Source organism: Catenuloplanes nepalensis (assembly GCF_030811575.1).
Taxonomy (GTDB): Bacteria; Actinomycetota; Actinomycetes; order Mycobacteriales; family Micromonosporaceae; genus Catenuloplanes; species Catenuloplanes nepalensis.
Map to the genome: position 1 here is coordinate 5667042 of NZ_JAUSRA010000001.1, position 19751 is coordinate 5686792.

A 19751-nucleotide genomic window follows, 5' to 3' on the forward strand; every position below is an offset into this window, starting at 1 on the left:
CCGGATCGGACTGAAAGCATTCCTGCTGACCAGCCGGGGTGTGGCCGCACCATACCTACTTCAAGATCGAAATAGGCTGAGTGGCAGTGGACCGGTGCCCGCGGAAGCACGCCCAGCGCGCCCACGCCAGACGCGGGAAGATCAAGCTCTTGAACTCCCCGGCCCGGGCCTGGCCCACAGCTCGCGGCCGTGGGCTGACCGGCCGCTCAATCAGCGGCGAGACGACGAAACCGCTGGCAGATGTTGTCGAGCCAGGACCACTGGGCGATGTCGGTACCGTCGGCGAGGCCGCAGTGGCGAGGTCAAGGAAGCGGCCGCTGGTGCGGTTGACGAAGCGCCCGTTGCCGTCCGCGAGCGGCCCGATGCGCCACTGTCGCGGTGACCCAGAGGCCGGTGCGGCCCTTGCCCGTGCCGCGCCTCCGACGCAGGCGCCGATGACCACGTCGCCGACGTCCGCGGTGCCGTCAGCGGTACCGTCAACGAGCAGGCACTGACCGGTCGCGTGCGCCGGTCCCACCTGGTGGTAGCGGTTGTCGATGTACGTGAACGCCCATTGCTGGCACGCGGTGCTGGGGAACCGCCACCGGCGCACGTCGGTGCCGGCCGCGGTGCCGCAGTCCCGGTGCCGAGCGCGCCGGGGAATCGCCGGCGCGACGCCCGGGCGTGAGCGCTCACCGTCAAGGAATCGACGCGGTCGAACAAGTACTGCCTAAGACCGCACGGAAAGTTCCTCCGCCGCGACCGGCAGGGCCTGACCACAGGCCGCAAGACACACCACGGCGGTACGGTCGGCGATCCGCGGCCACGGGTACACCTGACGGGCACGGTCCAGCGCGGCGGTGGCCGCGGTGAACCGGCGCAGGTTGTCGGCCAGCAGCGCGCGGATCGCCATGCCGAGCGCGCGCGGGTCCCGCGGCGGCACCAGCTCGCCGGTCAGCCCGTCGATCACCGCGTCCCGGACCAGACCGGTCGCGGTGCCGACCACGGGCACACCGCACGCCATCGCCTCGATCGGCGCGCTGCCGGACGGGTCGCGCCACGGCGCGCAGACCGCCACGTCGGCGGAGCGGAACCAGGCCGGGCGCTCGTCGCGGGGCACGGCGCGATGCAGCACGACCCGGTCGGCGACGCGGCAGCGCTCGGCGAGGCCGGCCAGCTCGGGCGGGCCACCCAGCACCACCGCCTCCGCGTCCGGCACCATCCGCATCGCGCGGACCAGGTCACCGGCCCAGGTGGCGCCGTCCGCGACCGCGAGCACGCGTGGGCGCATCCGGGGCATCGGGTCGCCGACGGGGGTGAACAGCTCGCAGTCGACGCCCGGCGGGACCAGCGTGATCCGGCCGCGCGGCACGCCGAGCCGCAGCAGTTCGCCGCACTCGTCGGTCGACCCGGCGATGATCCGGTCGGCGACCCGGCACAGCAGGCGTTCGTAGGTGCGGCGCTCGTCCGGGCCCGCGCCGTTCGCCGGCGCCGGCCCGCTCAGCCCGTGGAAGGCCTGGACCAGCGGGGCGGCTCCGGACGCGAGCGCGGCGACGCCGGCCGCCCAGCCGTGCGCGTGGATCACCTCCGGGCCCCAGTCGTCGTCCGACCAGGCCGCGCCGAGCCGCTCACCGGCGGGTTTACCGGCGGCGTCGTACTCGCGCACGTCGTGCCCGAGCCGGCCGAGCGCGGCCGCGAGCTCGCCGGCCGCCGTTCCGGCGGCCACCATCGCGATACGCATAAATGCAATTATTCCCTTTATGGCGGATAATTTGGGCGGGTTGTTGGAACATCGCGGTTAGTCACGGGCCCGCACGGGGTATCCGGCGCTCATGGCGAAGGTCGAGCAGGTCATCCCGGCAACCCCGGCGCAGGTGTGGGCCGCGCTCGCGGACGGCTGGACGTACAGCGACTGGGTGGTCGGCACCGTCCACATCCGCGACGTCGACGAGGCCTGGCCCGCACCCGGGTCCCGCCTGTTCCACAAGGCCGGCCCATGGCCGTTCTCGCTGCACGACGGCTCCCGGGTGATCGAGTCCGAGCCGGAGCGGCGGCTGGTGCTGCGCGTCGGCATCTGGCCGATCGGCGAGGCGACCGTCGCCATGACGCTCACGCCGCACGGCACCGATGCCACGCACATCACGTTCGTCGAGGAACCGGTGGCCGGGCCGTTCAAGTGGGTGCACACCAAGCTGAACGACCTGGTCCTGCACCAGCGCAACCGGGAGTCCCTGCGCCGGCTCGCCGACGTGGCGTCCCGGCAGAAGGCCGCGGCGGAGAAAACCACCTCATAACGGCGGAACCCGCACCCCGTTCCGCTCGTCATACAGGTCATGCCGACACTCACCCGTCCCGCGCGCGCCCTCCTCGGGAGCGCCGCGGCCGCCACCCTTCTGCTGACCGGCGCCTGTGCGAACTCGAACAGCGCCGCCCAGGGTGCCGCCGGCTCCGCCCCCGCCTCGGCCGGCGCCGTCGAGCCGACCGGCGACATCCCGGAGATCACCGGAAGCACGCTGGTGCTGCGCGTCGACTACACCGGCGGTTTCGTCACGCCGGCCATGCTCGCCACCCGGCTCCCGATGATCAGTGTGTACGCGGACGGCCGCGTGATCACCGAAGGCCCGACCACGAAGCAGTACCCGGGCCCCGCACTGCCGAACCTGCAGGTGCAGCACCTCGAGGCCGCGGACGTCAACGTGCTCGTCGAGCGCGCCCGCTCCGCCGGCGTGCAGAACGGCGTCGACCTCGGCCAGCCCGGCGTCGCGGACGCGCAGACCACCCGCTTCACGCTGCTCACCGAGCAGGGCGTGCAGACCGTCGAGGCGTACGCGCTGGCTGAGGCCTCGGGCGGTAACAGCGGCCTCTCCGCCGGCCAGGTCCGCGACCGCGACCTGCTCAGCGACCTGATCACCGCGCTGTCGGACCTGCAGACCACGCTCGGCCCGGGCCGGGTCAAGGAGGCGGTCGACTACCAGCCCGCCGAGATCGCCGGCGTGGCCATGCCGTGGCAGCAGGCCGAGGGCGACCCCGCGCAGACCGAGACGCCCTGGCCCGGCCCGGCACTGCCCGGCAAGCCACTCGGCGAGGGCCTGGAGATGGGTTGCGTGAGTGCGGACGCGCAGGCCGCCAAGGACGTGCTCGCCGCCGCTCAGAACGCCACCGCGATCACCCCGTGGACGTCCGCCGGCAAGAAGTACACGGTGCAGCTCCGCCCGCTCCTCCCGGACGAGCACAGCTGCGACGACCTGATGAAGAGGGCTTGACCTTCCCCTTGCGGAAACCCGCAGGCTCCTTCTCGTGCCGGTCGACCGGCCGGCACGAGAAGGAGGTGAGTCGCGCGTGTCCCTGCTGACCATCGGGGCGTTCGCCCGCCTGAGCCGGCTCTCGCCCAGGGCGCTGCGCCTCTACGACGACCTCGGCCTGCTGCCACCGGCCGTCGTGGACCCGTCGACCGGCTACCGGCTCTACGATCCGGAACAGCTGGAACGCGCTCGGCTGGTCGCCTGGTTGCGCCGGCTCGGCATGCCGCTGGCCCGCATCCGCGAGGTCTGCGCCATGCCACCGCCGGACGCGGCCGAGGCCGTCGCCGGGTTCCGGGACCGGATCGCCCGCGAGGCGCAGGCCCGCGAGCAACTCGCCACCTTCCTCGTCGACTACCTGTCAGGAAGGGGCTCCCCCATGTCAGACCTGGGTATCCGCTACGCCGCACGCACCGACACCGGCCAGGGCCGGGACAGCAACGAGGACGTCGCCTACGCCGGATCCCGCCTGCTCGCCGTCGCGGACGGCATGCGCGGCCCGGCCGGCCTGCGCGCCAGCAGCACCGCGATCGAGGCGCTCAAGCCGCTCGAAACCGCCGTTGTCCCGGCCGGCGACCTGCTCAACGCGCTCTCCGACGCCATCGGCGCGGCCGACGAGAGCATCCGCGCCACCGGCTCTGTCACCACGCTCACCGCGCTGCTCTGGTCCGGCTCGCAGCTGGCCCTGGTCCACATCGGTGACTCCCGTGCCTATCTGCTGCGCGACGACGAACTGTTCCGCATCACCACCGACCACACGCTGGTCCAATCCATGGTGGACGACGGCAGACTGACCGCCGACGAGGCCCGCTCCCACCCGCAGCGCGCACTGCTGGCCCGCGCACTCGGCCACGACTCCACTCCCGACCTCACCCTGCACACCCCCCGCGCCGGCGACCGCTACCTCCTCTGCTCCGACGGTCTCTCCGCCGTCGTCTCCCCCGCCGCCCTGGAGAGCACGCTCCGCACCACCCCCGACCCGGCCGCCACCGTCGACGCCCTGATCGCCCTCGCCTACATCGAGAACGCCCCCGACAACATCGCCTGCGTGGTCGCCGACATCACCCCACTCTGATCCCCTCCACAGTCCCCGCCCAACGGCATCGAGCCCGCGAACAGGGCGTCCGCCTCAGTTACCTTTCATCGTGAAATTTCGGGTACGAGCGCGTACTTCGTCTCCGCCAGTCAACGCAGGCTGCAGCAGACACGTCTGCGCCGCTCAGTGCGGGCCGCGGCAGCGAATCGGCGCCACCGCGCGAAGCCGCGTGCTTCTTCCCGGCACCGCTGAGCCGGCTCCGCCGCGGCGTCCGTAGCGGGCCGGCGGAGTCGGAGGTTGACCCGCTCCGAGCGTGCGGTCCGCATCATGCCGGAAGCGGGAAGAGGAAACCGGCGGCGGCCCCGTGAAGGGACCGCCGCCGGTTGTGAGGCGGTGAGTCAGCGGGTCGCGCCGGCGCGGCGCTTGGCCCAGACGTCGAGCGCGACCGCGAGCAGCAGCACGCCGCCCTTGGCCAGCATGACCTCGGCCGGCTCGGAGCCGAGGAGGGACATGCCATTGTTGATGACGGCCATGATGAGGCCGCCGGTGATGGCGCCGACGACCTTGCCCACGCCGCCCTGGACCGCGGCGCCGCCGATGAACGCGGCCGCGATGGCGTCCAGTTCGAACGTGTTGCCGGCGCCGGGAAGCGCCACGTTGAGGCGGCCGGAGAGGATGATGCCGGCGACCGCGGCGAGCACGCCCATGTTGACGAAGAGCCAGAACGTGACGCGCTTGACCTTGACGCCGGACAGCGACGCGGCCTGCAGGTTGCCGCCGATCGCGTAGATGTGGCGGCCGAAGACGGTGCGGTTCGCGATCAGCGTGTAGAGCAGGACCAGGCCGGCGAGCAGCACGAGCACCCAGGGCAGGTTCTTGAAGCGGGCCAGCTGCACCACGATCGTCATGATCACGGCGATGGCGATCACGTTGCGGAGCACCAGGATCGCCATCGGCTCGACCGACTGCTGGTAGCCGATCCGGGCCCGGCGGGTGCGCAGCTGGGAGACGACCATGCCGGCGCAGACCAGGATGCCGACGAGCAGCGTGATGATGTCCGCGCCGCCGAGCGGGCCGAGCGCCACGTTGCCGAGTGTGCCGGGCGTGAAGCCGTTGGCGATCGTGCGGATCTCGTCCGGGAACGGGCCGATGCCCTGGTTGCCCAGGACCTGCATGGCGACCGCGCGGAACAGCAGCATGCCGGCCAGCGTGACGATGAACGCGGGGATGCCGAAGTACGCGACCCAGTAGCCCTGCCAGGCGCCGATCACGCCGCCGACGATGAGCGTGAGCACGATGGCCAGCGGCCACGGCACGTTCATGTTGACCATCAGTACGGCGGATATCGCGCCGGTGGTCGCCACCACGGAGCCGACCGAGAGGTCGATGTGGCCGGCGATGATGATCAGGATCATCCCGATCGCGAGGATCAGGATGTACGAGTGCTGGATGATGATGTTGCTGATGTTCTGGAAGCCCAGCAGCTGGCCGTCCGTGGCCACCGCGAAGCCCACGACGATCAGGGCGAACGCGATGTAGATGCCACTCTGGCGCAGATTGATCGAGAACCCGCCATTGGCGCCCTTCGGGCCGCCTCCACCCGGCACCTTGGCCGTGTTGGTGGTGATACCGCCGGTCGCCGGCGCGACGCTACTCATCGCGGCCTTACTCCTTAACCTTGGTCATGAACTGCATGAGTCGCTCCGGTGTCGCTTCCGCGCGTGGCACCTCGCCGGTGACCCGTCCGGCGGAGAGCGCGTAGATCCGGTCGCAGATGCCGAGCAGCTCGGGCAGCTCGGAGGAGATCACGAGGATCGCCTTGCCCTGGTCCGCGAGGGCGTTGATGATGGTGTAGATCTCGTACTTGGCACCGACGTCGATGCCCCGGGTCGGCTCGTCGAGGATGAGCACGTCCGGGTCGGAGTAGATCCACTTGGCCAGCACGACCTTCTGCTGGTTGCCGCCGGAGAGCGTGCCGGTGACGGACGCGACGCTCGGGGCCTTCACGTTCAGGTCCCTGCGGTACTGGTCCGCGACCTTGAACTCCTCGTTCTCGTTGACCCAGCCGCCCTTGGCCAGCTTCTCCAGGCTCGCGCCGGAGACGTTGCGCTGGATGTCCTCGATGAGGTTCAGGCCGTAGCGCTTGCGGTCCTCGGTCGCGTACGCGAGGCCGTGCTTGATCGCGTCGCCGACGTTCTTGAGGCGGATCTCCCTGCCGTTCTTGAAGATCCTGCCGGAGATGTCCACGCCGTACGCGCGCCCGAACACGCTCATCGCCAGCTCGGTGCGGCCGGCGCCCATCAGGCCTGCCAGCCCGACGATCTCGCCGCGGCGCAACGTGAGGTTCGCGCTGTCGATGATCTTGCGACCCTGCTGGGTGGGGCTGTGCACGGTCCAGTTCTCGATGCGCAGCACCTCCGCGCCCACCTTCGAGGTGTGCGGCGGGTACCGGTGCTCGAGGTCGCGGCCCACCATGCCGGAGATGATCCGGTCCTCGGTGACGTTGTCCGCCCGCATGTCGAGCGTCTCGATCGTGCGGCCGTCGCGAATGATGGTCAGCGAGTCGGCGATCGCTTTGATCTCGTTCAGCTTGTGCGAGATGATCACGCAGGTGATGCCCTGTGCGCGCAGCTCGCGCAGCAGGTTCAGCAGGTGCGCGGAGTCCTCGTCGTTCAGCGCCGCGGTCGGCTCGTCCAGGATCAGCAGCCGGACCTCCTTGGAGATCGCCTTGGCGATCTCCACGAGCTGCTGCTTGCCGACGCCGATGTCCATGGCCGGCGTGGTCGGGTTCTCCACCAGGCCGACGCGCCGCATCAGCTTGGCCGCCCGGTCGTTCGTCTTGTTCCAGTCGATCAGGCCGCGGTGCACCACCTCGTTGCCGAGGAAGATGTTCTCCGCGATCGACAGGTACGGGCTGAGCGCCAGCTCCTGGTGGATGATGACGATGCCGCGCTTCTCGCTGTCGCGGATGTCGGAGAAGTGGCACTCCTGGCCGTCGAACACGATCTCACCGGTGTACGTCCCGTGCGGGTACACACCGGAGAGCACCTTCATCAGGGTCGACTTGCCGGCCCCGTTCTCCCCGCAGATGGCGTGGATCTCGCCGCGTTTGACGGTGAGGTTCACGTCGGAGAGCGCCTTGACGCCGGGGAACGTCTTGGTGATTCCCCGCATCTGCAGTAGCGCGTCGGCCACGGCGGTTGCTCCTCGTTGCTCTAAAGGTGACCGGCGGTGGGCCGAGGCCCACCGCCGGGATGAAACGGGGTCTTACTTGAGCTGGTCCTCGGTGTAGTAACCGGTGTCGATCAGCGTCGCCTTGTAGTTGTCCTTGTAGACGATCACCGGGTCCAGCAGGTACGACGGGACGACCTTGTTGCCGTTGTCGTAGTCCGTGGTGTTGTTGACCTCCGGCGTGCCGCCCTTGAGCACCGCGTCCGCCATCTTCACGGTCACGTCGGCGAGCTGCCGGGTGTCCTTGTAGATCGTGGCGTACTGCTCGTTGTTGATGATCGACTTGACCGACGCGACCTCGGCGTCCTGGCCGGTGACGATCGGCCACGGCTGCGCGGCGGTGCCGTAGCCGTTGCTCTTCAGCGCGGAGAGGATGCCGATCGAGATGCCGTCGTACGGCGAGAGCACGCCCGCGACCTTGTTGTTGCCGGTGTAGGTCGTGGTGATGATGTTCTCCATGCGCTGCTGGGCCGTGGCCGGGTCCCAGCGCAGCGTGGAGACGGTGTTGAAGTCCTTCTGACCGCTCTTGACGACCAGCACGCCGCTGTCGATGAACGGCTGCAGCGTCTTCATCGCGCCGTTGAAGAAGAACGTGGCGTTGTTGTCGTCGGGCGAGCCGGCGAAGAGCTCGATGTTGAACGGGCCCTTCTTGTCGCCGTCGGTGCCGTCCGCCTTCTTGACGCCCAGGCCGACCAGCAGCGAGGTGGCCTGCTGGACGCCGACCTTCTCGTTGTCGAAGGTGGCGTAGTAGTCCACGTTCGGCGACTTGCGGATGAGCCGGTCGTACGAGATCACCGGGATGTTGTTGGCCTTGGCGTTCTCCAGCTGGCTGGTGAGCGCGGTGCCGTCGATCGACGCGATGATCAGGAGCTTCGCGCCCTGGGTGATCTGGTTGTCGATCTGGTTGGCCTGCGTCGGGATGTCGTTCTCCGCGTACTGCAGGTCGACCTTGTAGCCCAGCTTCTCCAGCGCGGCCTTGACGTTGTTGCCGTCAGCGACCCAGCGCTCCGAGACCTTGGTCGGCATGGTCACGCCGACCAGCGCGCCCTCCGCCGAACCGGTGTCGCCGCCGGACTCGCCGGCCTTCTCCGTCGAGCCACAGGCGGTCACGGAGAATGCGACGGTCAGGCCTATGGCCGCGGCAGCGAGCCTCGCGAATTTCATGCTCTCTCCCTTGAGTTCTGGAAGCCCCACGGCGGGTGCCCACAGCCGGCCACAGGTGGTGCGAACGGTGCCCCGCTTCGCCCCGCCGGCCAGATGTCGTCGGAGTTACATCAAGATTTCCGATGTTTCGCCGTGGTGGTTGAGGTGAAGTGTTAGCGCTAACAACTAGCCAGTCAAGGCCTGTATCGAAATGAAATCTAACCGCCTCCAAGTGGTGCGCGCCACCCCGTGAGACCGCTCCCCACGTCATATAACACCCAGAAAAGACCATAAATCAGACGGGGTACGGGCAACTGTGTTGATGTTGTGACCTGGGGTGTGCGGTCCTGAGCTGCGAAGATCGGATCGGAACCGATAGGTGGCGATGCGATCACGAAGCGTCTTGATCGCACACCCCGCGCCGCGCTACCGATCCGCGTAGACCGCCCGGTGCGCCGCCCGGATCGCCGAGGCGTAGAGGTCACCGGCGAGCGCGCGATCCCGGGCGATCGCGGCCCGCGCCGCGTTCGCGCCCGGCGCGCCGTGCACACCACCGCCCGGGTGCGCGGACGAGCTGGCCAGGAAGAGCCGGTCGACCGGCGTGTCCGCCCGGCCCAGGCCCGGAATCGGACGCAGGAACAGCTGCTGGAACGCGGCCGAGGAACCGCCGCCGACCGTGCCGCCGACCAGGCTCGGGTTCTCCCGCTCCAGGTCGCCGGGGCCGGCCACGTGCCGGGCCACCACCAGCTGCCGGAAGCCGGGCGCGGCCCGTTCCAGCACGTCCTCCATCCGCTCGGCCTGCCGGGCGACCGGTTCCGCGGCCCACTCGGTGCGGAACGGCAGGTGCGAGTACGCCCAGAGCGACTCGGTGCCCTCCGGCGAACGCGACGGGTCGGTCGTGGTCATCTGCCCGGCCAGCAGGAACGGCTCGCTGGGCAGCTCACCGCAGGCCAGCTCCGCGGAGTACCGGGTGAGGCCGTTCAGGTCCGCGCCGAGGTGCACCGTGCCGGCCCGCCCGACCGCCTGGTTCTTCCACGGCACCGGGCCGGAGAGCGCCCAGTCGATCTTGATGGTGGAGCCGTCCCAGCGGAAGTGCGCCAGGTCCTCGACCAGCCGCGGCGGGAGGTGCCGCGCGCCGACCAGATCCAGGTAGAGCGAGGGCGCGGGCACGTCGGCCAGCACCGCGCGGCGGGCCCGCCAGTCGGTGCCGCCAGCCGAGCGCACGCCCATCGCCCGGCCGCGCGCGACCAGGATCCGCTCCGCGCGCACGCCGTAGACGATCCGGCCGCCGCGTGACACCAGCCGGGAGACCAGCGCGTCGGAGAGCCGTTGCGCGCCGCCGACCGGGACCGGCCAGCCGGCCTGCTGGCCGAGCATGGCCAGCAGCCAGCCGTAGACCGCGCCGCCGGCCTCCTCCGGGGACAGGTCGGTGTGCAGCGCGTTGCCGGCCAGCAGCAGCTTCGCGCCCTCACCACGGAACAGTTCGGAGCCGAGCTCGCGCGCGGAGAGCAGCAGGCGGCGGGCCAGGCGCATGCCGCCGGAGACGCGCAGCCGCCCGGCCAGGCTCAGCCCGGCGCGGACCGGCGGGAACGGCGTGGTGATCACGTCCAGCATCGGGCCGGCGACGTCGCGCCAGTCCCGGTACGCGTTCTTCCAGCGCTCGCCGTCGCCGGGCGCGAACTCCTCCACGGACGCGGCGGTCACCTCGATGTCCCGGTTCATCGTCACGGACCGGCCGTCCGGCAGCAGGTGGCAGAGCACGTCCGGCGCGTGCCGCCAGGACAGGCCGTGCTCACCGAGGCCCAGCCGGTTGATCACCGGGGACGCGTACCCCAGTGGATAGAACGCGCTGAACAGGTCGGAGAGGTAGCCGGGGGCGGTGATCCGGCCGGATCGCACCGCGCCGCCCGCGTGCGGCGTCGCCTCCAGCACCAGCACGTCCCATCCGGCGTCGGCCAGCAGGTTCGCCGCCACCAGCCCGTTGTGCCCTGCTCCGACGACGATCGCGTCCGCGGTGTCCATGTTCGCCCCATATCTGTGTGGCTGCTCGCTCAGTTTGGCCCATGAATACCCCGGGTATGGTCCTGCCACCCTGCGACCCGCGGAGGCGCGCCATGGCCTCGACCACCGACCCCGGTTCCCTCCGCCTGCCCGACCGGCTGCGGCAACTGCGCTGGCGTACCTGGCGCGGAATACTGTGGCGGGCCGGAACCGGCTTCGTGAACCACAACTGCTCGGACTGGGCCGCGAGCCTGACGTACTACTCGGTGCTGTCCCTCTTCCCGTCCGCGATCGTGATCGTGGCGCTGGTCGGACTGGTCTCCGAGGGACAGGCCGCGGTCGACACGATCCTGGACATCCTCTACGACCTGGGTGCACGCTCGCTGCTGGACGACGAGTCGTTCACCGCATTCATCCACGACACGGTGCTGGGCCAGACCTCGGCCGGCGCGCTGCTCAGCTTCGGTGTGATCGGTGCGCTGTGGTCCGCGTCCGGATATGTCGGCGGCTTCACGCGCGCGTCCAACGCCATCTACGGCGTCGAGGAGGGCCGGCCCTGGTGGAAGCTGCGGCCGCTGCAGATCCTGCTCACTGCGGCCGCGCTGGTGCTGCTCTCGATCGGCGCGTTCGGGCTGGCGATCAGCGGCCCGATCGCGGACGCGGTCGGCGACGCGCTGAATCTCGGTGACACGCCCCGGCAGATCTGGGGCTTCGCGAAGTGGCCGGTGCTGGTGCTGGTCGGCATGCTGCTGCTCGCGCTGCTGTTCTGGATCGCGCCGAACGTGCAACAGCCGCGCTTCCGCTGGCTGACCGTGGGCGGATTCGTCACGCTCGCCGCATCCGCGCTGGTCAGCTTCGGATTCGGGCTGTACGTGGCGAACTTCGCCTCGTACGACCGCACCTACGGCAGCCTCGGCGCGGTGATCGCGTTCCTGGTCTGGCTATACCTGATCAACTCGGCCGTGATGCTGGGCGTCGAGATCAACGCTCAGGTGGCGCGCGGCCGGGCGCTGCAGGGCGGCGTGGAGGACCCGGACCCGCCGCTGCCGCCACGTGACCCGGCCGGCTGATCTTGTTTGATCGCGTTCTCACCGGGTAGCCAGAGGTCAGGAACGCGAGAGAAGGAGGAATTTCAATGGGTACCGTGACCGAACACATCGACGTGGCCGTGCCGATCCGCACCGCCTACAACCAGTGGACCCAGTTCGAGGAGTTCCCCCGGTTCATGGAGGGGGTCTCCGAGATCCGCCAGATCTCGGAGACCGACACCCACTGGAAGACCGAGATCGCCGGCGTCAAGCGCGAGTTCGACGCGAAGATCACCGAGCAGCTGCCGGACGAGCGCGTCGCCTGGACGACCACCGACGGCATCAAGCAGTCCGGCGTGATCACCTTCCACCGGCTGGACGAGACCCACACGCGCGTCACCGCGCAGATGGACTTCGAGCCGGACGGCATCGCGGAGCAGGCCGGCGACAAGCTCGGCGTGATCGACCGCCGGGTGAAGGGCGACATGAAGCGCTTCAAGGAGTTCATCGAGTCCGACCGGTCCGGGGTCGAGACCGGCGCCTGGCGCGGCGAGGTGGACCGCCCGCAGCCGTGACCTGATCCTCAGCCTTGGAAACGCCGGCCCCACCTCCCTCGGGCCGGCGTTTCCGTGCTCATGGTCGTCGCTCCGCTCGTCCGGCTCGGCCCCGCTCCCGGCGAAGGCGATGTTTCGAACGTGTTCGGCGGAACACCATCTTCTCCGGTCGCCCGCGCCTCAGGCGGTGTCCGGTCCCCAGGTTTCCGAGTCGGCCGATCCGGGGTATCGCTCGGTCAACCGGGCTTCCCGAGCGCGGTTCACCGAGCTTCCCGAGGAGGGACCCGAATGGCAGACGCGATCACCGACATGTGGCGATCCGTGCTGCTCTTCGTACCGAAGGCCGTCGCGTTCATCGCGATCCTGGTCGTCGGATATTTCGTCGCGAAGGGCGTACGCAAGGCCGTCGACAAGATCCTGGAGCGGGTCGGGTTCGACCGGGCCGTCGAGCGCGGCGGCATCGGCCGCGCGCTGGAACACACCCGGTACGACGCGAGCGACATCCTCGCGAAACTCGTCTACTACGCGGTGCTGCTGCTCACGCTGCAGCTCGCGTTCGGCGTGTGGGGCCCGAACCCGGTCTCCGACCTGATCTCCGGCGTGGTCGCATGGCTGCCGCGCGCGTTCATCGCGATCGTGATCGTGGTCGTCGCCGCCGCCATCGCCGGCGCGGTCCGCGACCTGATCCGGGCGGCGCTCGGCGGTCTCACGTACGGCCGGTTCATCGCGGGCTTCGCCTGGGTCTTCATCATCGGTCTCGGCGTCATCGCCGCGCTCAACCAGGCCGGCATCGCCACCACGGTCACCACGCCGGTGCTGGTCGCGGTGCTGGCCACGATCGCCGGCATCCTGATCGTCGGCGTCGGCGGCGGCCTGGTCCGCCCGATGCAGTCCCGCTGGGACGGCTGGCTGACCCGCGCCGCGACCGAGACCGAGGTCATCCGCGAGCGGGCACGCGAGTACGCGGCGGAGGTCGAGGCGCGCGCCGAGGCCGAGCGGGCCGCCCGCGCCGAGGCCGAGCGCCTGGAGGCGGAGCGCAAGGCCCGCCTGGAGGCCGAGGAGAACGAGCGCCGCGAGGCGGAACGGCTTGAGGCGGAACGGCTTGAGGCGGAACGGCTTGAGGCGGAGCGCCTTGAGGCGGAACGGCTTGAGGCGGAGCGCCTTGAGGCGGAACGGCTTGAGGCGGAACGGCTTGAGGCGGAACGGGTCGCCGCCGCGCAGGCCGAGGCCGAGGCGCGTGCACAGGCCGAGGCCCGGGAGCGCGCGGCCATCGAGGCGCGGGAGCGTGCCGATGCCGAGGCACGCGAGCGTGCTGACGCGGAGGCACGCCAGCGTGCGGAGACGGAGGCGCGGGAGCGCGCCGCCGCCGAGGAGGCCGGGCGCGAGGACGCGACCCGCCAGATGTCGGAGCAGACCGCGGTCATCCCGCGGCAGGACACCGCCCCGGCTGCCGATGTGGACGCGACGCAGACGATCAACCCGGGCCGCGGCCTCTACCAGTCCGGCAGTGTCGCGCCGTCCGGCAAGCTCGCGCCGCTCGCGGCGGACGGCCCCGGCGAACCCGCGTCGTTCCAGCCGGGACGCTCGGCCGGCACGACCGACATCGACGCGACCGCCCCGATCAGCCGGGTGCCGGGCAGCGCCGAGCCCACGCAGGCGGTACCGCCGCCGGACGCGGTCGACCGCGAGCGCGACAAGGACTGAACCCCTCCCACAGAGAAGCGGGGCGCGTCCCACCGGGGACGCGCCCCGCTTTCCTGCGGCACGGGTCCGTGATCAGGGCGTGCCCCATGTTGCTAGATGGGGCACGCCCTGATCACGGATGCGGGGCGCGCAGCGCAAGTCAGGCGCGGGCAGTCAGGCGCGGGCAGTCACGCGCGGGCAGTCACGCGCGGGCAGTCACGCGCGGGCAGTCACGCGCGGGCAGTCACGCGCCCGGCGCACGCCGGACGCACAGCGCACGCAGGCCGGACCCGCAGCGCACACCGGACCCGCAGCGCACACCGGACCCGCAGCGCACACCGGACCCGCAGCGCACACCGGGCAGGCAGCGCACACCGGGCAGGCAGCGCACACACGCGGCGCGCGGCGCGGGTCAGGGGCGGGTGGGGAGGGTCCGGGTGAGGGCGCAGACCGCGAGCATGCGGGTCAGCACCCAGTCGCCGGTGTCGAAGTCGATGTGCCCCTCCGGCATGCGCCAGCCGTGCTCGCGGGCCGCGTCGTGGATGCCCTCGACGTATCCGGCCAGCGCGATCGCGGAGAGCGGGCGCAGGTCGGCGTCGAGGCTGTCGCGGATCGCGGCCGCGTGCTGGTCGATCGCGGCGAGCAGCGCCGGCGCGGTGGCGGCCGCGGCGAGGCCCAGCGAGCCGACCGAGGACATCAGCCCGGCGAGCGCGGAGCGTGCCCGCTGGGTGGCGGTATGTTGATCAGCGGAGCCCGGGGACCCGAGAGTCATGTGGAGTGACGCTAGCCGCCCGGGCCCGGGGCACGCCTCAGCCGGACGGCCGACATGAAGACCGATTCACCCAGGAATGTCGCGCCCTACGGCGTACCCCCGGATGGTTGTGGGTATGAACGGCGTCGTGGAGATCGACGACGTGACGGTCGAGGCGCTCGGCCGGCTGACCGAGGCGCTGGAGACGACCGAGCGGGCGCGCGGGCATCTGTACGCGATGCACCAGCTGACCGGCGAGGCGGACTTCAAACTGGACGGTGCGGTGGCGAAACTGCGCGAGGCGGGCCACCACGAGCTGGCCGATCGCGTGCAGACCGAGCTGATCGGACGCAACGTGATCGCCGGACGGTGGACGTTCCAGCTGGTGGAGGAGTACGAGGACGGGTACGTCTCGGTCTTCCGCGAGCTGGAGCGCACGGCCCGGGACACGCTCGCCGGCGGACAGCGGCATCTCTGGGAGGCGCGCCTCAAGGAGCAGCGCCGCACGCGCGGCGAGCCCGGTCACGAGGCGAGGCCGTGATCCCGGCGCCGTGACGCCAGCAGGTACAGGCCTACCAGCAGCACGGACAGCGCCAGCAGCACCGGGCCGAGCCACCCGAACCCGGCCCGGTTGAGCAGCACGCCGACCGCGGCCGGAACCAGCGCGGCACCCACGCTGGACGAGCCGACCTGCAGGCCGATCGCCCGGTCCGCGTGCGCGGCGCCGACCCGGTCCGCGGTGGTGAGGATGAGCAGCGGGAACACCGGCGCGGCGAAGAAGCCGAGCACCACCAGCCCGGCCGCCGCGACCCAGGCCGGCGCGGGCAGGGAGATCAGCGCGGCGCCCACGGCCATCCCGAGCAGCGCGCCGAGCAGCACCCGGTGGCTGCTGATCCGCTCGGACACCCAGCCGAAGATCACCCGGCCGGCGAAGAGCGCGCCCCAGTACGCGGAGACCACCAGGCCGGCCGTCCGCGGCGACACGTCCCGGCCCTGGGTGAGCACGGTGTAGGCCCAGAGCCCGGCCACCGCCTCGATCGCCACGTAGCAGATGAACGCGCCGATCCCGAGCCAGACCGCGGGGATCCGCAGCGTGTGCGCGGACGGGGCGTGCCGCGGCCCCTCCTCGGTGGGCTTGTCCCGTGCCCACAACCGCACGGTCAGCGCGAACGCGGCCGCGAGACACACCTGGAAGATCGCCACGATGCCGTAGCCCCAGCGCCAGGTGAGCCCGGCCTCCAGCACACCCGTCATGATCAGCGGGCCGATCGCCACGCCGAGCCCGAAGAACGCGTGCAGCCAGTTCATGTGCCGCGGGCCGAACGCGGTCGCCGCGTACGCGTTCAGGCCGGAGTCGATCGCGCCCGATCCGATCGCGAGCACCAGCGCGCACCCGACCGCCAGCGCCATGACCGGCACGCTCATGTAGCCGGTCAGCGCCAGCGACGCCAGGGCCGTGCTGATCGCCAGCAGCCAGCCCACGCCCACCCGCCCGATCGCGAATCCCGCGGCCACGCTGGACGCGAAGTAGCCGATCATGGCGGCGACGGTCAGGAAACCGAGCGCGTCCAGCGGTACGCGGTAGTCCGCGGCCATCGACGGCCATGCCACGCCGAGCAGTCCGTCGGGCAGGCCGAGGCTGATGAATCCGAAGTAGGCGAGCGCGAGGAGGGGCACCCCGTGATCATGCCCGGCGATCAGCGCCGGTCAAGCGTGAACCCGGAGACGCCGGCCAGTGCCTGGATGTCGTAGCGGTCGGCGGCCGTGTCCCAGTCCGCCGGGCCGAACACGGTGCCACCGGCGATCCCGGAGCGTGTCTCGCCGTCCACCCGCGCGCTGCCCGCGCCACCGGCCAGGCTCACCCGCACCGGCACGGCGGCCGGGGCCAGAACGTCGAACGTGCTCGCGCCGCCGCTCATCCGTACCGTGGTGGTGCCGTCACCGGCCGGCAGCCCGACCGTGATCCGGTCCGCGCCGCCGCGCAGCTCGACGTCGCCGATCGGGCCCGCGCCGAGATCCACGAGCTGTTCGCGCGCGCCGCCGGCGATCCGCACGGTCCAGCGCACGTCGTCGCTCAGGAGGATCTCCACGGGCGCGCTCCCGGTCAGCGCCGCGCTCACCACGCCGTCACGTTCCGTCACCGCTGGCACGCCGGCCGCGCCGCGTGGCGTGGCCACCCGATAGCCGGTCACGTCCGGGTCGGCGTTCCGCACGGTGATCGTCTCCGCACCGCTGACCAGCTCGAGCACGGCATGTTCCAGCCCTCGCAGGTCGCCGGTCACCACGTGCGCGCGCCGTCCGTCACACCCGGCCGCCGCGAGGACCAGCAGCGCCGCCGCTACCATCCGCGTTCGTCTCACGTCCGATCGAATACCCTGCATCGGCAAGATCAACGCATGCCGATAGGGGCCGGACGGAGGTATCGGTATCGGCCGAAAAGGTGAACGCGGCCCGGAGATCGCAAGGCAGACTTGCTCGGATGCAGCAGCGAGTCACCGGATTCATGACCGCGCGCCAGCGGCGCCTCGCCTGGCTTGGCTTCGTCCTGGCCGCCGTCCACGCTCCCGTCTCGGCGAGCCTCGCGACCGACGCATCCTGGCTCTTCGCCGTCGTCGTCGCCATGCTCGTCGCCACGGTCATCATCGCCGATGACACGGAGCGCCGCAGGCCACAGCCGGCCACGGACGATTTCCAGAACTGATCGGGTCCGCCGGGGAGGTCTCCCTCCCCGGCCACGTTCCACTCGGCACCGCTGATCGATCAGCTCAGCACGGCGATGCCGTAGGCGACGCCCAGGATCAGCACCGCGGCCACGGCCACGACCAGCGCCGCGATCCAGACGTCGCCCCGCCGGCTCGGTGCCTGATCGGCCGAGATCTCCGCCTGCGCCGACCCCACGAACCGCCGGGGTGGTCCGACGACCCGCGCGGCTCCCACCGCACGCCCGTCCTCCTCGTCCGCGGCGGACGGCACGATCGGGTAGGCGCCGGAGGCCCGGTTCAACGCGGCGTACGCGGCCGGGTTGCCGTTGAGCGACAGGTAGGCGCCCGTGCTGCCGGTCAGGCTCGAGTTGATCACCGGATAGCCGCCGGACACCTCATTGACCACCTCGGGCCGCACCAGCACCGGATACGACCCGGTCGCCCTGGTCACCGCGGCGCGCGGATCCGCCGGTCCGAGGCTCTCGGTCCGCTCCGGAGAGCCGGACGGCCATCGGTCCCGGGCAGCCGCGGCCTCCGTCCGCGGGTCCGGAGTCGCCGCGGTCTCCGGCTCGGGCGTCATCGCGGTCCCCGTCCGCGGGTCCGCGGCGAGGTGCAGGGTCACGTCCCGGTCGTCCGCACCGATCCACGGGTCCACCGCCTCCCGCAGCACGAGCGTCTCCTCCTGCGATACCGCGGGCGAACCGTCCTGCCCGGCGTGCGGATCCGACCCGTTGATCCGGGTCACCGCGCTCGGGACACCGGCGGTCTCCGAGGCCGCCTCGCTCCCGATCCCGTCGCCGGTTCCGGCGGAAGGGGCCAAGAGCACGATCTCGCCGGTACGGTCGGATTCGTCCTCGCCGGCCGGCAGCAGCAGAACGATCTCGCCGGTTCGCTCCGACTCGTCCCGCTCCGCGTCATCGCCCCCGGACACCGGCGCGGCCCCGCCGCCCGCGGCCGGCAAGGTCTCGCCCTCCCGGTCCGCCTCGTCGACCCCGGCCACCTCGGCCAGGTCGCCGGCCTCCTCCACCACGCCGGCCGCGGCCCCGCCGGCGGCTTCCAGCCCATCGACACCGCCGGCCGCCGCCACGGCCTCGCCGCCGCCTTCCGACGCATCGACTCCATCGACCGGCTCAGCCACGCCGTTGGCCGGATCGTCCACGCCGTTGACCGGCTCGGCCGCGTCGGTCACGGCCTCCGGACCGGCCGCGTCGGTCACGGCCTCCGGACCGGGTGCCGGGTCGGCGTCGAAGTCAGTGACCGGCTGCTCTGTGGCGGATTCCGGCGGGTCATCGAGCGCCACCGGCGGCTCGGGATCGCCGGGCGCCGCCGGGTCCGGCCCCGCAGACGCCGCAGCCGGCTCCGCAGACGTCGTGGCCGGCTCCGCAGACGTCGTGGCCGGCTCCGCAGACGCCGTGGCCGGCTCCGCTGGTCTTGGAGCTGGGATCGGGCCGGCGGTCGATGCCGTCGCGTCCTGGTTGGGACCCGTGTCTTTCGCACTGTTCACAAGCACTGTCGCGCCCCCTTCGGCGAACGTCGCGTCCTGTCCGCCGCCGGTCCCCGGCGCCGTTCCTACGGTCGCGTCCGCGACCGGTTCTGCCGCGGCCATCCCCGTGGCCGCTGTCTCGTCTCCATCCGCCGGCTCCGCCGACGGTCCGACTGCTGGCTCGCCGGGGGAATCCCCGCCGGCGGAAGTCTCGTCCGGCGCGCGTGATCCGATGGCCTCCGGATCACGCCCGCCACTGGCAGGAGCCTCGATCACCGGTGCGGGTTCCCGACCCGCGGTCTGGGGCGGCACGGGCCGTGCCGCCCGGAAGGCCGGAATGCGCACGTCCGCCAGCCGCACCACGCCCGGCACACCGGCCACGCCCGGCACACCGGCCACGTCCGGCACACCGGCCACGTCCGGCACACCGGCCACGCCCGGCGCCGGGGACGATGCGATCACGGCCGGGGCGCCCGCAGCGCTCCCGCCAGCCGCTTCACCGGCCGCCACCGGGGACCCGGCCGGAGCGACCGGACCGGCCGGGTCCACACGCTGGGAACTCGCCGCCTCGGTGTCAACTACCGAAAGTAATGGCTTAGCTGACATAAACCCGACGTTCAGGGAATGCGAATCCGACGGCAATTCGCCCACCGTGCCCAAAATCCCGATCGGCGCAGCCCTCGATTCCGGGGTCGGCACGGGCGGCAACGTCGCATTGCGCCGAGAAATGCGGAAAACGACGTCACCGACGATCGACTCGTCGAACTGCTGTAGGGCGGCCGCGAAATCAAGGACGCCACCAGGACTGCGGGGTTCGCGGATGCCGGAACTAGCCTCAGGCCCGATGTCGGTCACGCGCCG

Annotated in this window: 16 protein-coding genes and 1 pseudogene; 8 read left to right on the forward strand and 9 right to left on the reverse strand. The window is 71.4% G+C overall.

What is annotated here, in order from left to right:
• Positions 1-709: 709 nt before the first annotated feature.
• Complete coding sequence (locus tag J2S43_RS24190; protein WP_306832878.1) at positions 710-1720, reverse strand: glycosyltransferase; 1011 nt, start codon at positions 1718-1720, stop codon at positions 710-712.
• Between the two features lie 91 nt (positions 1721-1811).
• On the opposite strand from J2S43_RS24190, the gene J2S43_RS24195 reads away from it, so the two are divergent.
• From J2S43_RS24195 to J2S43_RS24205, 3 genes are all read left to right on the forward strand, one after another.
• On the forward strand, positions 1812-2273 hold the full coding sequence (locus J2S43_RS24195; RefSeq protein WP_306832880.1) for an SRPBCC family protein: 462 nt from the start codon (positions 1812-1814) through the stop codon (positions 2271-2273).
• A 39-nt stretch (positions 2274-2312) separates the two neighbouring features.
• A complete protein-coding gene (locus tag J2S43_RS24200; protein WP_306832882.1) occupies positions 2313-3242 on the forward strand; it encodes a hypothetical protein in 930 nt (309 codons plus the stop codon).
• 76 nt (positions 3243-3318) lie between these two features.
• The gene (locus J2S43_RS24205) at positions 3319-4353 is read left to right on the forward strand and encodes a MerR family transcriptional regulator (protein WP_306832883.1); all 1035 of its coding nucleotides are present in this window, start codon (positions 3319-3321) and stop codon (positions 4351-4353) included.
• Positions 4354-4712: 359 nt separating this feature from the next.
• Here the strand turns inward: J2S43_RS24205 and mmsB are convergent, their stop codons facing one another.
• The 4 genes from mmsB to J2S43_RS24225 form a co-directional block, all read right to left on the reverse strand.
• Positions 4713-5972 (reverse strand): multiple monosaccharide ABC transporter permease, encoded by a 1260-nt coding sequence (mmsB, locus tag J2S43_RS24210; RefSeq protein ID WP_306832885.1) that lies wholly within the window; start codon positions 5970-5972, stop codon positions 4713-4715.
• 7 nt (positions 5973-5979) lie between these two features.
• Positions 5980-7488, reverse strand: a complete 1509-nt coding sequence (mmsA, locus tag J2S43_RS24215) for a multiple monosaccharide ABC transporter ATP-binding protein (RefSeq protein WP_370881780.1) — start codon at positions 7486-7488, stop codon at positions 5980-5982.
• 93 nt (positions 7489-7581) lie between these two features.
• Positions 7582-8709: a multiple monosaccharide ABC transporter substrate-binding protein gene (gene chvE / locus J2S43_RS24220; RefSeq protein WP_306832888.1), complete on the reverse strand. Its 1128-nt coding sequence runs from the start codon at positions 8707-8709 to the stop codon at positions 7582-7584.
• A gap of 405 nt (positions 8710-9114) precedes the next feature.
• Positions 9115-10710: a phytoene desaturase family protein gene (locus tag J2S43_RS24225; RefSeq protein ID WP_306832890.1), complete on the reverse strand. Its 1596-nt coding sequence runs from the start codon at positions 10708-10710 to the stop codon at positions 9115-9117.
• A gap of 92 nt (positions 10711-10802) precedes the next feature.
• Between J2S43_RS24225 and J2S43_RS24230 the strand changes: the two genes are divergently transcribed.
• The 3 genes and pseudogenes from J2S43_RS24230 to J2S43_RS24240 all read left to right on the forward strand — a co-directional run.
• On the forward strand, positions 10803-11759 hold the full coding sequence (locus tag J2S43_RS24230) for a YihY/virulence factor BrkB family protein (RefSeq protein WP_306832892.1): 957 nt from the start codon (positions 10803-10805) through the stop codon (positions 11757-11759).
• Between the two features lie 65 nt (positions 11760-11824).
• Entirely contained in the window at positions 11825-12292 is a 468-nt protein-coding gene (locus J2S43_RS24235; RefSeq protein WP_306832894.1) for an SRPBCC family protein, read from the forward strand.
• A 267-nt stretch (positions 12293-12559) separates the two neighbouring features.
• Positions 12560-13366, forward strand: a pseudogene (locus J2S43_RS24240) (mechanosensitive ion channel family protein); the annotation flags it as partial.
• Positions 13367-14366: 1000 nt separating this feature from the next.
• On the opposite strand, the gene J2S43_RS24245 reads toward J2S43_RS24240, so the two are convergent.
• Positions 14367-14726 carry a DUF6401 family natural product biosynthesis protein gene (locus J2S43_RS24245; RefSeq protein ID WP_306832895.1) on the reverse strand — a complete coding sequence of 120 codons (360 nt, stop codon included), beginning with the start codon at positions 14724-14726 and terminating at the stop codon, positions 14367-14369.
• Between the two features lie 115 nt (positions 14727-14841).
• Here J2S43_RS24245 and J2S43_RS24250 point away from each other — a divergent pair, with 115 nt between their 5' ends.
• Entirely contained in the window at positions 14842-15246 is a 405-nt protein-coding gene (locus J2S43_RS24250) for a hypothetical protein (protein WP_306832897.1), read from the forward strand.
• Here the strand turns inward: J2S43_RS24250 and J2S43_RS24255 are convergent.
• Both J2S43_RS24255 and J2S43_RS24260 read right to left on the reverse strand, forming a co-directional pair.
• Positions 15228-16382, reverse strand: a complete 1155-nt coding sequence (locus J2S43_RS24255) for an MFS transporter (RefSeq protein WP_306832899.1) — start codon at positions 16380-16382, stop codon at positions 15228-15230. The two genes, J2S43_RS24250 and J2S43_RS24255, sit on opposite strands and share 19 nt — an antisense overlap.
• A gap of 20 nt (positions 16383-16402) precedes the next feature.
• Positions 16403-17065: a hypothetical protein gene (locus J2S43_RS24260; RefSeq protein ID WP_306832901.1), complete on the reverse strand. Its 663-nt coding sequence runs from the start codon at positions 17063-17065 to the stop codon at positions 16403-16405.
• Between the two features lie 119 nt (positions 17066-17184).
• Between J2S43_RS24260 and J2S43_RS24265 the strand changes: the two genes are divergently transcribed.
• Positions 17185-17406: a hypothetical protein gene (locus J2S43_RS24265; protein WP_306832902.1), complete on the forward strand. Its 222-nt coding sequence runs from the start codon at positions 17185-17187 to the stop codon at positions 17404-17406.
• A gap of 59 nt (positions 17407-17465) precedes the next feature.
• Here J2S43_RS24265 and J2S43_RS24270 read toward each other — a convergent pair whose 3' ends face one another.
• Positions 17466-19745 (reverse strand): hypothetical protein, encoded by a 2280-nt coding sequence (locus tag J2S43_RS24270; protein ID WP_306832904.1) that lies wholly within the window; start codon positions 19743-19745, stop codon positions 17466-17468.
• Between the last annotated feature and the right edge of the window lie 6 nt (positions 19746-19751).